General features: G+C 64.1%; 9 protein-coding genes. 2 read left to right on the forward strand and 7 right to left on the reverse strand.

Going from position 1 to position 15,089, the window contains the following annotated elements:
• Positions 1-2: 2 nt before the first annotated feature.
• From XH87_RS13355 to XH87_RS13385, 7 genes are all read right to left on the reverse strand, one after another.
• Positions 3-2,246, reverse strand: coding sequence for an O-linked N-acetylglucosamine transferase family protein (locus XH87_RS13355; protein WP_271587617.1), 2,244 nt, complete (start codon positions 2,244-2,246; stop codon positions 3-5).
• Between the two features lie 106 nt (positions 2,247-2,352).
• Positions 2,353-4,596, reverse strand: coding sequence for an O-linked N-acetylglucosamine transferase, SPINDLY family protein (locus tag XH87_RS13360; protein ID WP_442868267.1), 2,244 nt, complete (start codon positions 4,594-4,596; stop codon positions 2,353-2,355).
• Between the two features lie 195 nt (positions 4,597-4,791).
• Positions 4,792-7,032, reverse strand: a complete 2,241-nt coding sequence (locus XH87_RS13365) for an O-linked N-acetylglucosamine transferase family protein (RefSeq protein WP_271587618.1) — start codon at positions 7,030-7,032, stop codon at positions 4,792-4,794.
• A 98-nt stretch (positions 7,033-7,130) separates the two neighbouring features.
• The gene (locus XH87_RS13370) at positions 7,131-7,868 is read right to left on the reverse strand and encodes an amino acid ABC transporter ATP-binding protein (protein ID WP_158667656.1); all 738 of its coding nucleotides are present in this window, start codon (positions 7,866-7,868) and stop codon (positions 7,131-7,133) included.
• A gap of 11 nt (positions 7,869-7,879) precedes the next feature.
• Positions 7,880-9,400, reverse strand: coding sequence for an amino acid ABC transporter permease (locus XH87_RS13375; protein ID WP_271587619.1), 1,521 nt, complete (start codon positions 9,398-9,400; stop codon positions 7,880-7,882).
• A complete protein-coding gene (locus XH87_RS13380) occupies positions 9,397-10,602 on the reverse strand; it encodes an amino acid ABC transporter permease (RefSeq protein WP_035713796.1) in 1,206 nt (401 codons plus the stop codon). Before XH87_RS13380 ends, XH87_RS13375 begins: the two co-directional genes overlap by 4 nt.
• A gap of 26 nt (positions 10,603-10,628) precedes the next feature.
• On the reverse strand, positions 10,629-11,645 hold the full coding sequence (locus XH87_RS13385) for an amino acid ABC transporter substrate-binding protein (protein ID WP_035713794.1): 1,017 nt from the start codon (positions 11,643-11,645) through the stop codon (positions 10,629-10,631).
• 394 nt (positions 11,646-12,039) lie between these two features.
• Here XH87_RS13385 and metC point away from each other — a divergent pair, with 394 nt between their 5' ends.
• Both metC and XH87_RS13395 read left to right on the forward strand, forming a co-directional pair.
• Complete coding sequence (gene metC, locus XH87_RS13390) at positions 12,040-13,224, forward strand: cystathionine beta-lyase (protein ID WP_271587620.1); 1,185 nt, start codon at positions 12,040-12,042, stop codon at positions 13,222-13,224.
• Positions 13,225-13,401: 177 nt separating this feature from the next.
• A partial coding sequence (locus XH87_RS13395; protein ID WP_271587621.1) for a Na/Pi cotransporter family protein occupies positions 13,402-15,089 on the forward strand: 1,688 nt, incomplete at its 3' end.

The raw sequence follows: 15,089 nt of genomic DNA on the forward strand, positions 1-15,089 counted from the left end.
AACTATGCGACTTCGCCGCGCTCCGAGGCCGCGGCACAATAGTCGCGCCAGAACCGGCGATATCCCGCCTCGACCTTCCGCGTGTAGATCTCGACATTCCCGGCAGGCGAAGCTGCGATCCGGGCCGGCAATTCTGCCCGCAGCTTCGCCAGATGAGCCGGCTGCGCCGCATATTTGCACGCGATCGCGGCATAGCCTTCGTCATCCTCGGCGACCCAGTCCCCGAGACCGGCGGCGGCCACGATGGAGCCACCGGCGCGCGACGAGGCGCCGTTGCCGAGCTTGGCGACGACCGGAACACCCGCATAGAGCGATTCCCAGGTGCTGATGCCGCCGTTTTGCGGAAACGTATCGAGCGAGATGTCGACATTCGCAAAGGCCCGCAGATGCTCGGCGCGCGGGGTCGAGCCCATGCAGATCACGTTCTCCTCGACAACGCCCTGCTCCACGAACCGCGCGACCAGGCTGTCGCGCAGCAACGGATCGTCAAGCAGGGTGTGCTTGATGATGATCTTCGATCCGCTCACCGCGCGCATCACCTTCGACCACACCCGGATCGCCTCGTCCGAGATCTTGTAGACGCGGTTGAACACGCCGAAGGTCACATGGCCGTTGCGGAGCATCGGAAGCTCCGAAGGCGGCACATCCAGGATGGGATCGATCGTGATCAGGCACGGCAGATCATGGACCTTTTCGGCCAGCAAGTGGCGCGCCGATTGCGGAATGAAGGTCGAATCAGCGAGCACGTAGTCCATGGTCTTGAGGCCGGTCCCCGTGGCGTGCCCGAAACCCGTGACCTGGATGGGCGCCGGCTTCCGTGCGAAGACAGGAAGCCTGTTACCAGACGAATGCCCGGATACGTCGATCAGGATATCGACCTTGTCGGCCTGGATACGGTCGGCCAGTTCGTCGTCGGAAAGCTGCCAGGCGTCGACCCAGATGTCCGCAAACGAGTTGAATTCGGCGGTCATCTCATCGCGTCGCGGCGAGCATGAGTAGCAGACGATCTCGAATTTGGCATGATCATGATGGCGCAGCACCGGTAGCAGGGCGAACGCCGCCGAGTGGTACCAGAACTCGGCAGCGACATATCCGATCACGATCCGCCGGTCCGGATCGAGTTGGCGCGGCGGCAGCGTCCTTTGCGGAAGCTTGGCGCCGATCGCGTCCCACCAGTATTTTCGTGCGGCCTGCTGGATCGCGAAATCGGCGTCGGAGAGAAAGTCCAGAAAGAAGATCTTTCGCGCGATCAGGTCCGCATTGTCCGGCGCCATCGCCAGCGCGGCGTCGAGATGCGCGATGGTGGATGCGATCTCCCCCTGGTTGGCGAAACAGGCGCTCAACAGCGTCATCGCGATCGCCGAGCGCGGATCTTCCGCAAGCAGGATCTTGACGGCCGCAATCGCCTCGGCCGTGTTCCCCAACTGGATGCTGACTTGCGCCTTCCCCTGCAAGGCGACCTCGAGCCTGGGCGAAAGCGCAAGCGCTGCATCGAAATCCGCCGCCGCCTGCTCCAACCGCGACAGCTCGAAATTGAGTCGTCCGCGGTGCGTCAGGGCCTTGGCCGAATGTGGCCTGATCGCTAGCGCCGCTGCGAGCGCTGCTTCCGCTTCATCGTAGTGCTTGAGCTCGATATTGACCACGCCCTTGCCGATGAGCGCTTCCGCCTGACGCGGCTGAAAGACCAGGGCGCGCTCGAAGCTCTGCCTGGCGCGGTCAAACTGGCGCAGCGCCAGCTCTGCCAGGCCACGATTGCAGAGTGCGTCGGCATGGTCCGGCTTCAGCCTGATGGCGCGATCGTACAGTTCGATCGCCTGATCCGCGAGATTGAGCTGGAGCAGCGTGTTGCCGAGACTGGTCAGCCCCTGTGGAAAGTTCGGCTTCAGTGCGATCGCCCTCTCCTGGCACCGGCGCGCATCCTCGAAATTCCCAAGATCGAAATGCACGGTTCCGAGATGGCTATGGGCCTCGTGCGAACGAGGATCGAGCGCAATCGTGCGCTCGAGCAGCCGCTGCGCCTCCTCGAGGCGCCGGCCGTTTTGCGCGCACAGGCCAAGCAAGTGCGTGGCATCGAAATGATCGGGAACAGCTTGCAGGATCTGGCGGCAGAGCGCCTCGGTCTCCGCATATCGGCCCTGGCCATAGGCGCTCGCCGCGGCAGCGATGACGGCGTCCACCTGCTTCTTCAATTTCTTCTGCAACCGCGCGTTCTGAAATGCGCGCGCGCCGGCGCCGCTGCTCTGCAAAGGATTCTCTCCGAAGGATGGCCCGAAGGGAGTCTAGCTGATTCGCAGGCCCGGCCCGCCGGTCGCTGGACCAGCATCGCATCCGGGATTTTCCGGTCCTCGGCGCCTACGCCACGTTGCCGCGTTCCGAGGCCGCAGCACAATGGTCGCGCCAGAACTGGCGATATCCCGCCTCGACCTTCCGCGTGTAGATTTCGACATTGCCGGCGGGCGAAGCTGCGATCTGGGCCGGCAATTCTGCGCGCAGCTTCGCGAGATAAGCGGGCTGCGCCGCATATTTGCACGCGATTGCGGCATAGCCCTCGTCATCCTCCGCGACCCAATCATTGAGGCCGACGGCAGCCACGATCGAACCGCCGGCGCGCGACGAGGCGCCGTTGCCGAGCTTGGCGACGACCGGAACGCCTGCATAAAGGGATTCCCAGGTGCTGATACCGCCGTTTTGGGGGAACGTATCGAGCGAAATGTCGACATTCGCGAAGGCCAGCAGATGTTCGTGGCGCGAGGTCGAGCCCATGCAGGTGATATTCCCTGCTGCGATGCCGTGCGCCACGAACCGCGCAACCAGGCTGTCGCGCAGCAAGGGATCGTCGAGCAGCCCGTGCTTGATGATGATCTTCGATCCGGTCACCGCGCGCATCACCTTCGACCACACCCGGATCGCTTCGTCCGAGATCTTGTAGATGCGGTTGAACACGCCGAAGGTCACATAGCCGTTGCGGAGCATAGGCAGTTCCGACGGCGGCACGTCCAGCACGGGTTCGATCGTGATCAGGCAGGGCAGATCGTGAACCCTCTCGACGAGCAGATGTCGGGCCGATTGCGGAATGAAGACCGGATCCGCGAGCACATAGTCCATGGTCTGAAGGCCGGTCCCGGTGGCATGTCCGAAACCCGTGACCTGGATCGGCGCGGGCTTGCGAGCGAAGACATGGAGCCTGTTTCCGGTCGTATGCCCGGATACGTCGATCAGGACATCGACCTTGTCGGCCTGGATGCGGTCGGCCAGTTCGTCGTCCGAAAGCTGACCGGCGTCGACCCAGACGTCCGCCAAAGGCTTGAATCGTTCGGTCATCTCATCCGGCAACGGCCAGCAGGAATAGCAGATGATCTCGAAACTTGCGTGATCATGATGGCGCAGCACCGGCAACAGAGTGAGCGCGGCCGAGTGGTTCCTGAATTCGGACGCGACATAGCCGATCACGATGCGCCTGTCCGGATCGAGCTGGCGCGGCGCCAACGTCCTTCGCGGCAATTTGGCGCCGACCGCATCCCACCAGGATTTTCGGGCCTCCTGCTGAACCGCGAAGCCGGCTTCGGAAAGATAGTCCAGCAAGAAGATCTTGCGTGCGATCGCGTCCGAATAGTCCGGGCTGAGTTCGAGCGCGGCATCGAGATGCCGAAGCGCCGTTGCAATGTCACCCTGGCTCGCATGGCACGACGCCAGCAGCGCCATTCCGATCTCGGACCGCGGATTTTCCACCAGCAATGTCTTGACGGCCGCAATCGCCTGCGCCGTGTTTCCCAGCAGAATATTGACCTGCGCCTTCCCGCGCAGCGCCAGCTCGTGCGTAGGCGATTGCACAAGCGCCGCGTCGAAATCGGCGGCCGCCTGTTCCAGGCGCGACAGGTCGAAATTGAGCCGCCCGCGTTGCGCCAGCATCCTCGCCGAGTTGGGCTTGATCGCGAGCCCTGCCGCGAGTGCGGCTTCCGCCTCATCGTAGTGCCGACGCTCGATGCTCACCATGCCCTTGCCGGCAATCGCTTCCGCGTGACGCGGCTGAAACAACAGGGCGCGATCGAAACTTTCGTTGGCACGCTCGAACTGCCCCGTCATCAGTTCGGCCATGCCGCGATTGCAGAAGGCATCGGCATAGTCCGGCTTCAGGCGGATGGCGCGATCGTGCAGTTCAATCGCCTGTTCGGGCAGATTCATATGCAGCAACGTATTGCCGAGGTTGGTGAGAGCCAGCGGAAAGTTCGGCTTCAGCGCGATGGCCTTCTCCTGGCACCTGCGCGCATCCTCGAATTTCTTCAGGTCGAAGTAGACGGTTGCGAGGTTGCTGTAGACCTCGTGCGAACGCGGATCGAGCGCAATCGCGCGCTCGAGCAGCAGTTGCGCCTCCTCCAGGCGCCTCCCGTCATGCGCGCACAGGCCGAGCAAATGCGTGGCATCGAAATGGTCCGGCAGCGCTTTGAGGATCTCGCGACAAAGCGCCTCGGTCTCCGCATATCGGCCCTGGCCATAGGCAGCGGCTGCAGCGGAAATGATGGCATCCGCCTGCTTCATCAATTTCTTCTGCAATCGCGCGTTCTGGAATGCGCGCGCGCCGGCGCCGCTGCTCTGCAAGGTGTCTCTCCGGAAGATAGCCGCGGAGAGTCTAGCTGATTCGTCGTCCAGGCCCGCCCGGTCGGCTGGAGCGGCAAGGCTCCCCGGGTTTTCCCGGTCCCCAGGCCCAAATCCGACTCAGGAACCGTTCGGGTGCGCGCCCGTCCAAAACCAATGCTCGATCATGCCAGGTCATGGACGTTCCCAATACGTGGCCTACGCCAGGCCGCCGCCTTCCGGGGCCGTGGCACAATAGTCCCGCCAGAATTGACGATAGCTTGCCTCGACCTCGCGCGTGTAGCTCTCGACGTTGCCGGCGGGCGAGGCTGCGATCCGGGCCGGCAATTCTGCGCGCAGCTTCGCCAGATGGGTCGGCTGCGCCGCATATTTGCGCGCGATCGCGGCATAGCCTTCGTCATCCTCGGCGACCCAGTCGCCGAGACCGGCGGCGGCGACGATCGAACCGCCGGCGCGTGACGAGGCGCCGTTGCCGAGCTTGGCAACGACCGGAACGCCCGCATAGAGCGATTCCCAGGTGCTGATGCCGCCGTTTTGCGGAAACGTATCGAGCGAGATGTCGACATTCGCAAAGGCCCGCAGATGCTCGGCGCGCGGGGTTGAGCCCATGCAGATGACGTTCTCCTCGACAACGCCCTGCTCCACGAACCGCGCGACCAGGCGGTCGCGCAGCAAGGGATCGTCGAGCAATCCGTTCTTGACGACGATCTTCGATCCGCTCACCGCGCGCATCACGTTCGACCACACCCGGATGGCCTCGTCCGAGATCTTGTAGATGCGGTTGAACACGCCAAAGGTCACATGGCCGTTGCGGAGCATGGGAAGCTCCGAAGGCGGCACGTCCAGGATGGGATCGATCGTGATCAGGCAGGGCAGATCATGGACCTTTTCGGCCAGCAGATGCCGCGCCGATTGCGGAATGAAGATCGGATCGGCCAGCACGTAGTCCATGGTCTTGAGGCCGGTCCCCGTGGCATGACCGAAGCCCGTGACCTGGATGGGCGCCGGCTTCCGTGCGAAAACATGGAGCCTGCTGCCGGTGGTATGCCCGGACACGTCGATCAGAATATCGATCCCATCGGCCTGGATACGATCGGCCAGTTCGTCGTCCGAAAGCTGCGCGGCATCGACCCAGACGTCCGCGAGAGGCTTGAATCTCTCGGTCATCTCGTCCTGCAGCGGCCAGCACGAATAGCAGACGATCTTGAACTTGGCGTGATCATGATGGCGCAGCACCGGCAACAGAGAATGCGCAGCCGAGTGGTTCCTGAATTCGGACGCGACGTATCCGATCACGATCCGCCGGTCCGGATCGAGCCGGCGCGGCAGCAGCGTCCTTTGCGGAAGCTTGGCGCCGATCGCATCCCACCAGTATCTTCGCGCCGCCTGCTGGGCTGCGAAATCAGCCTCCGGCAGGTAGTCCAGCACGAAGATCTTGTACCCGATGGCCTCCGGAAAGTCCGGCGCGATCTCCAGCGCCGCGTCGAGATGCGCCAGCGCCGTCGCGATGTCTCCCTGGTTCACATGGCAAGCCGCCAGAAGCGCCATTCCCATCTCGGATCGCGGATTGACCTCGAGCAGCGTCTTGACGCCCGCCATCGCCTGCGCCGTGTTCCCCACGAGAATGTCGATCTGCGCCCTCCAGCACAGCGCGAGCTCGAGCCGTGGCGATTGCGCCAGCGCCGCATCGAGGTCCGCGGCCGCCTGCTCCAGCCGTGACAGGCTTAGATTGAGTCGTCCGCGCTGCAGCAGAATCCTCGGGGAACCCGGCTTGATCGCCAGCGCTGCGTCGAAAGCGGCGGCCGCCTCCTCGAAGTGCCTGAGTTCGAGGCTCACCATGCCCTTGCCGGCGGTCGCCTCCGCATGTCGCGCCTGAAACGACAGGGCGCGATCGAAGCTCTCCTTTGCGCGCTCGAACTTGCCGGCCATCAGTTCGGCCATGCCGCGGTTGCAAAATGCATCGGCATAGTCCGGCCGCAGCCTGATCGCGCGTTGGTGCAGCCCGATCGCCTCTTCGCCAAGACCGATGTGCAGCAGCGTATTGCCGAGACCGGTCAGGGTAATCGGACAATTCGGTTTCAGCGCAATGGCCTTCTCCTGGCATGCGCGGGCGTCCTGAAATCTCCCGAGCGCGAAATATACAGCCCCAAGATTGCCGTGCGCATCGGGCGAACGCGGATCGAGCGCGGCCGCACGCTCGAGCAGGAATTCCGCCTCATCGAGCCGCCCGCCATCGAACGCGCGCAGGCCGAGCAGGTGCGTGGCGTGGAAATGATCCGGAACCTCCTTCAGGATCTCGCGGCAGAGTGTCTCGGCCTCGGCAAGTCTGCCCTGCCCGAGTGCCTCGATCGCGAAGGCCATGACGGCGTCCGCCTGCTTCTTCAGCTTCTTTTCCAGTCGCGCATTCTGGTATGCGCGTGCGCCGGCACTGCTCTGCAAGGTCTCTCTCCGGAGTATGGCCCGAAAAGAGGCAAGCCGATTCGCATGGTGCCAAGCTTGCGGTCAGTTGGACCGCGAGGCCGCCGGATTGCAGGTGCTCACCGCAAAATCTGGCTCAGGAACAGTTTTGTACGGGCGTGCTGAGGGCTGGCGAAGAACTCGTTCGGGGTATTGGCCTCGATGATCTGGCCGGCGTCCATGAACACGACGCGGTTGGCGACCTCGCGGGCAAAGCCCATCTCATGGGTGACGACGAGCATGGTCATGCCCTCCTTGGCGAGGTCGACCATGGTGTCGAGCACCTCCTTGACCATCTCGGGGTCGAGCGCCGAGGTCGGCTCGTCGAACAGCATCACCTTCGGGTTCATGGTCAGCGCGCGGGCGATCGCGACGCGCTGCTGCTGGCCGCCGGACATCTGGCCCGGAAACTTGTTGGCCTGGTGCGGGATCTTGACCCGTTCCAGAAATTTCATCGCGGTCGTCTCGGCATCCTTCTTGGGGATGTTGCGAACCCAGATCGGCGCCAACGTGCAATTGTCGAGCACGGTCAAATGCGGGAACAGATTGAAGCTCTGGAACACCATGCCGACTTCGCGGCGCACGGCATCGACGTGCTTGAGGTTGGGACCGAGTTCGATGCCGTCGACGACGATCTCGCCCTCCTGGAATTCCTCCAGCGCATTGATGCAGCGGATCAACGTCGACTTGCCCGAACCCGAGGGGCCGCAGATCACGATGCGCTCGCCCTTCTCGACCGCCAGGTCGATGTCACGCAGGACGTGGAATTCACCGTACCATTTGTTCAGGCCGGAAATCTTGACGATGGGGTCGGACATGATGGCCTCGATCAGCTGCGGCGGTGGGCGTTGAGGCGGTGCTCGACGAACAACGAGTAGCGCGACATTCCAAAGCAGAAGATGAAGTAGATGATCCCGGCGAAGGCGAAGCCGGTGAACGCCGTCGACTGCGTCGACCATTTCGGATCCGAGAACGAGGCGCGGAGTGAACCCAAGAGGTCGAACAGCGCCACGATCGAGACCAGCGAGGTGTCCTTGAACAGCGAGATGAAGCTGTTGACGAGGTTCGGAATGACGTGGCGCAGCGCCTGCGGCAGCACGATCAGGGAGGTCGTTTTCCACCAGGACAGTCCGAGGGCGGCCGCCGCCTCGCTTTGCCCGCGCGGGATCGCAGCGAGCCCGCCGCGGACGTTCTCGGCCTGATAGGCGCCGGTGAACAGAGCAATGCCGATCAGCGCGCGGACCAGACCGTCGACGGTGAAATTGCCGGGAAGGAACAAGGGCAACATGTAGGTGGCGAAGAACAGCACTGTGATCAGCGGCACGCCGCGCCAGAACTCGATGAAGGCGATCGAGAAGATCCGGATCAGCGGAATGGTGGAACGGCGGCCGAGCGCCAGCGCGATGCCGATCGGCAGCGAGGTGACGATGCCGGTGACTGAGACCACCAGCGTCACCAGTAGACCGCCCCATAGATTGGTCGCCACGACCGCCAACCCGCCGCGATCGAGTCCCATCAGCCTGATGACGATCGCGATGGCGGTGAAGGTGGCGATGCTGGACGCCAGAGCCCGCCCGCCGGCGCCCACACCACCGCCAAGGACGAAGGCGGTCAGGCAGACAATCGCGGCCGTGACGGCGAAATCGGCCCAGACCGGCTGTCCCATCCCCTGGATATGATCGCGGAGCCAGATGAACGGGAAGATCAACCAGGAGATCACTTCGCCGACCAGCACGATGAGGCTTCCGACGACCCATAGCAGCGGAGCGATGGCGGACGTCTTGCTCAGGCCGAGCAGCGCCTGCCCGGCACTGAGGATGCTTTCATCGAACAGTTGCAGCAGGCCGGCCGTCCAGTTGATGCCGAAGCCCTTGATGCCGCCGCCGTACAGCAGGAAGAATGCGACGACCGGAAAGGCGACGAAGAACAGACTGGCGCTGATCCCCTTCGCCGGCAGGCGCGGTATGAGCAACGGCACCAGCAGGACCGCCGCCAGGACGAATGTGAGATTGACCCGCCAGCGCTCGGCCTCGGGATAGAAGCCGTAGATCAGTTGCGGGAGTTTCGCCTGGATGTAGGGCCAGCAGGCGCCGACCGCAAAGCCGGCGTTCTCGGTCAGGCAAGCGGTGCGGTCCTGCCCGCTCCAGACCGCATCGACCATCAGGAACTTGACGGAAGGAACGATGGTGAACCAGAGCAGCAGGGCGCCCAGGATCGTGAGCAGGATATTGGTCGGCGAGTTGAACAGGCGCGTGCGCATCAGGCCGATCAAGCCCGTGGTCCTGACCGGCGCGGGGCGCTCGGCGAGCAGGTCCTTGCGGACGAAGCTGCTGGGGGTGATGTCGGTCACGCGCCGAGACTCCGGCTGACGCGCCAACCGTAGACGCTCATGACGGCGCTGGTGAAGAGCGAGATCAGGAGATAGACGCCCATCGTCATGGCAATGATCTCGATCGCCTGCCCGGTCTGGCTCAGCGACGTGCCGGCGAACACCGACACCAGGTCAGGATAGCCGATCGCGACCGCCAGCGACGAGTTCTTGGTGAGATTGAGATACTGGTTGGTCAGCGGCGGCACGATGACACGCATGGCCTGCGGCACGACGATGAGGCGGAGCGTGGCGCCGCGGCTGAGACCGAGCGAGGATCCCGCCTCCATCTGCCCCTTGTGAACGGACAGGATGCCGGCGCGCACGATCTCGGCGATGAAGGCGGCGGTATAGGTCGACAACGCCACCGTCAGCGCCACGAATTCCGGGATGATGCGTGAGCCGCCGGCAAAGTTGAATCCCTTGAGCTGGGGCATCTCGAAGGTAAACGGCAGACCCGATACCAGCATGGTGACGAGCGGCAGTCCGAACAGCAGACCCAGTATATAGGGCCAGATCCGGATCAGCCGCCCCTGCTGAATCAACGCGCGCCGCGCATGGAAGTGCAGGGCCAGAGACGCCGCGATGCCGAGCGCGAGCATCGCCAGGAACGGCTCGAGGCCGCTCTCGCCGACCGGGCGCGGAATGACGAGTCCGCGATTGCTGATGAAGGCAATGCCGAACAGGGAGATGCTCTGCCGCGGATTAGGCAAGGCCGCGAGCACCGCGAGGTACCAGAACAGGATCTGGAACAGCAGCGGCAGGTTCCGGATGACCTCGACATAGATCTCGCCGACACGCGACAACAGCCAATTGGGCGACAGTCGACACAGCGCGACGATGAAGCCGATCAATGTGGCGAAGACGATGCCCACCACGGAGACCACCAGCGTGTTCAAGAGCCCAACCACGAACACGCGCAGGAACGTGTCCGAGCCGGTATAGGGGATCAGGGTCTGGTTGACGTCGAAGCCGGCATTGTTCCTGAGGAAGCCGAAGCCGGCGGCGATGTGCTGGTTCTCAAGGTTGGCGCGAGCATTGGAGACGATCTCGTAGCCGATCCAGCCCAGGATCGCCGCGAAGGCAAACTGGACGGCCACGCCGTTCCAGCCTGCCTTGCCGCCCAGAATGCGCCGGATCTTCAGAGCGATCTGGGGCGGCGGTTTTCGGGCCTCGGTGCTCATGCCGCTGCCGACCGATCAGGGGGTGATCAGCGGATCGGCGGCGCGTACTGAAGACCGCCCTTGTTCCAGAGATTGTTGAGGCCGCGATTGATGGCGAGCGGCGAGCCCGCGCCGACGTTGCGATCGAACACCTCGCCGTAATTGCCGACCGCCTTCACGATCCGCACCACCCAATCCTTGGTCAGGCCGAGCTGTTCGCCGAAATTGCCGTCGGTACCAAGGACGCGCTTCAGCTCTGGATTTTCCAGTTTCGCCTTCTCGTCGACGTTCTTCGAGGTGACGCCGAGCTCTTCGGCGGTGATCATCGCAAACAGCGTCCATTTCACGATGTCGAACCACTGGTCGTCGCCGTGGCGCACCATCGGACCGAGCGGCTCCTTCGAGATGATCTCGGGGAGCACCATGTGGTCGTTGGGCTTGGCCAGCTTCAGACGATTGGCGTACAGGCCCGACTGGTCGGTGGTGAAGACGTCGCAGCGGCCGGCTTCATAGGCCTTGACGGTTTCGTCGTTGGTGGCGAAGGCGATCACCTCGTACTTCATGTTGTTGGCCTTGAAGTAGTCGGCGAGATTCTGCTCGGTGGTAGTGCCGGTCTGTACGCAGACCGAGGCGCTGTTGAGCTCGAGTGCCGAATTCACCTTGAGCGACTTCTTCACCATGAAGCCCTGCCCGTCATAATAGGTCACGCCGGTGAAATTGGCGCCGAGCGAGGTGTCGCGCGAGATGGTCCAGGTGGTGTTGCGCGAGAGCACGTCGATCTCGCCGGACTGCAGCGCCGTGAAGCGGTCCTTGGCCGACAGCGGCACGTACTTGACCTTGGTCGGATCGTTGAAGATCGCGCCGGCGATGGCGCGACAGACGTCGACGTCGATGCCGGTCCAGTTGCCCTTGTCGTCGGGGGAGGAGAAGCCGGGCAGGCCCTGGCTGACGCCGCAGGACAGCATGCCCCGGTCCTTGACAGTCTTGAGCGTTTGCGCATCGGCGGCTTGGGCGGAGAGGCCGGCGGCGAGAGCAAGGGTGAGAGCCAGGGTTGCGCGTTTCATGGGCTTTGGGCCTTTCAAGGTCGTCTCAAGGTCAGGATGTTGTCTTCAGGGTCATCCCTGCCAGGGCTAGTCGTACCGAGGCTAGCCTGCAAGAGTCATGCTGGAAAACCTTGCCGAACACCCGCCGATCCCGGGAGGCCATACCTTAGTCCCCATCGCGGGCGCCCACCGTCATGGCCGTGGCGCCTCGTCCGGCCAGACGATGGATCGAAGGTCGCGGCAGGCCCCTCAACATGCGGCGACTGAATAGCACCCGCGCATCACAGAACGACTGGCCTGCCGGGTCAAGGGGTTGACGGGACTCTTCTGTGTTCTGTTATTAACGACGACGGCCTTTCGGCCAACCCCGCGGGCGCGTCGCGTCCGGTGGAAACGCGATTTTGAAAGCAGACGCATGGATTCTTCGCATCCCCAAGAGCAGCACGCCGAGACCCGGCTGGTCACCTCCGGCCGAGACACCAAGGCGCAGAAGGGGTTCGTCAATCCGCCGGTCTTCCATGGCTCGACCGTGCTCTATCCGACCGCCGAGGACCTGCACGCCCATCGCGGCGAGTTCCAGTACGGTCGCCACGGAACGCCCACCACCAAGGCCTTCCAGGAGGCGCTGATGGCGCTCGAGGGCCCGCAATGTGCTGGCGTCGGCATCACGCCGTCGGGCCTGGCCGCAATCTCAACCACCCTGCTCTCGGTGCTGAAGGCCGGCGATCACCTCCTGGTCTGCGACAACGTCTATCGGCCTTCGCGCAATTTCTGCAACGGAATGCTCGCCCGCTACGGCGTCGAGACCAGCTATTTCGATCCGCTGATCGGCGCGGGCATCGACAAGCTGTTCAAGCCCAACACGCGCGCTGTGCTGGTCGAGGCGCCAGGCTCGCAGTCGTTCGAGATGCCCGACATCCGCGCCATCGCAGAGGTCGCGCATGGGCGCGGCGCGCTCGTCATCGACGACAACACCTGGGCGACCCCGCTCTATCACCGCTCGCTCGAGCAGGGCGTCGACATCAGCATGCAGGCGGCCACCAAATATATCGGCGGCCATTCCGACATCATGTTCGGCACGATCTCGGCCAATGCCAGGGCATGGCCACAGATCAGCGAGGGCATCCGCCTGCTCGGCGTCTGCGCGGGCCCCGACGACGTCTTCCTGGCGCTGCGCGGTCTGCGCACGCTGTCGGTGCGGCTGGCGCAGCATCATCGCTCCGGGCTCGACATGGCGCGCTGGCTGGCTGGCCGGCCCGAGGTCGCGCGCGTGCTGCATCCGGGGCTCGAGACCCATCCCGGCCATGCGATCTGGAAGCGCGACTTCACCGGTGCGTCAGGCCTGTTCAGCATCGTGCTGAAGCCCGCGCCGCAGAAAGCCGTCGACACCATGCTCGATACGCTGAATCTGTTCGGCATGGGCTTCTCCTGGGGCGGCTTCGAGAGCCTCGCGATCCCCTTCGATTGCGATGCCTATCGCACCGCGACCAAGTGGGCGCCCGGCGGCCCGACGCTGCGTCTCCACATCGGGCTGGAGAGTGTCGACGACCTCAAGGCCGATCTCGATCGCGGCTTCGCTGCCCTGAATGCGGCAATGTGAGCCTGCTCACGGGGCAGCACGCCTCGGGACGCCGCAACACGCTCCAGCGGACGCGCAATCGCGCGCCGCGGGAACGCGCCGACGCCGCAAACGTTAACGCCGACGCGCCAACAAAGAGTTTGATCCGCTCCCGTTTGGCGCTAGCCTCGCCAATCGACTCCAATCCGGACTCGGAGCATGGGAACGTTGGTTCTGCTCGATCTCATGGGCGGCGTTGCCCTGTTGTTGTGGGGCCTGCACATGGTCCACAGCGGCATTTTGCGCGCCTTCGGTCCCGACCTGCGGCGCTTGCTCGGCAAGGCGCTGAGCAACCGCGCCAGCGCCTTCGCCGCCGGCCTCGGACTCACCGCGCTGCTCCAGAGCAGCACGGCGACGGCGTTGATCACCTCTTCGTTCGCGGCCGAGGGCCTCGTCAGCCTCGCCGCTGCGCTCGCTATCATGCTGGGAGCCAATGTCGGCACGACGCTGATCGTGCAGGTGCTGTCGTTCAACATCGCAGCCGTCGCGCCGGTGCTGTTCGTGCTCGGGCTCGTCGCCTTCCGCTCGGGACCGAGATCCCGGATCAAGGACATCGGCCGTGTCTGCATCGGCCTCGGCCTGATGCTGCTCTCGCTGCACATCCTGCTCGACACGCTGGCGCCGGCGGAGAACGCGCCCGGCGTCCGCATCGTGATGTCGGCCATCACAGGCGATCCTATCCTGTGCATCGTCATCGCCGCCCTCGTCACCTGGGCTGTGCATTCGAGCGTCGCCAGCGTGCTGCTGATCATGTCGCTGGCCTATTCGCAGTTCATCTCGCCCTATGCGGCGCTGGCGCTGGTGCTCGGGGCCAATCTCGGCAGCGCCATCAATCCCGTGTTCGAGGGCGCCAAGCGTGACGATCCCGCGAGCTATCGGCTGCCGGTCGGCAATCTGCTCAATCGCGTGATCGGGATCGCCCTCGTCCTGCCCTTCCTGGGTGGGATCGCCGAGCACATGCACGCCTGGCAGCCCGATCTCGCCAGGATGACGGCGGCTTTCCATATCGCCTTCAATGTCGGCACCGCCGTCGTCTTCATCGGCCTGCTCGACACCATGTCGCGCCTGCTCACCCGCCTGTTGCCGGATCGCGTGCAGGAGGCCGACCCGGCTCGGCCGCGCTATCTCGACGAGACCGCGCTGGAGACGCCGTCACTGGCTCTCGCCGACGCCGCCCGCGAGACATTGCGCATGGGCGACCTCGTCGAGGTCATGCTGCGCAAGGTGATGGCCGCGATGATGACGGGCGACCGCGCGCTGGTCGACCAGGTCTCCAAGATGGACAATCTCGTCGACGGTCTCGACGAGGCCATCAAGCTCTACGTGACCAAGCTCATGCGGGGCAGCCTCGACGAGAGCGAAGGACGGCGCGCGATGGAGATCATCTCCTTCACCATCAACCTCGAACATATCGGCGACATCATCGACAAGAGTCTGAGCGAGCTCGCCACCAAGAAGATCAAGCGGCGCTTGCAGTTCTCGGCGGAAGGGGCCGACGAGCTCGCCGCCTTCCACAAACGTACCATGGACTCGCTGCGGATCGCGTTCGGCGTGTTCATGTCGGGCGACGCCAACGAGGCGCGCAGGCTGCTGGTGGAGAAGACCGCGCTGCGCAACACCGAGCTTGCCGCGGTCGAGCGGCATCTCGACCGCCTGCGCGAGGGCCGGCCCGAGACCATCGAAACGACGTCGCTGCATCTGGACGTGCTGCGCGACCTCAGGCGTATCCATTCGCATATCTGCTCGGTCGCCTACCCCGTGCTGGACGCCGCCGGCGAGCCCTATCGCAGAACGGAGGCGGATACGGCCACCCTGCCCGCGTCAGGCGCGGCGTCGGTGCTGCCGCG

The sequence above is a fragment of the Bradyrhizobium sp. CCBAU 53415 genome, from assembly GCF_028128735.1.
Taxonomy (GTDB): domain Bacteria; phylum Pseudomonadota; class Alphaproteobacteria; order Rhizobiales; family Xanthobacteraceae; genus Bradyrhizobium.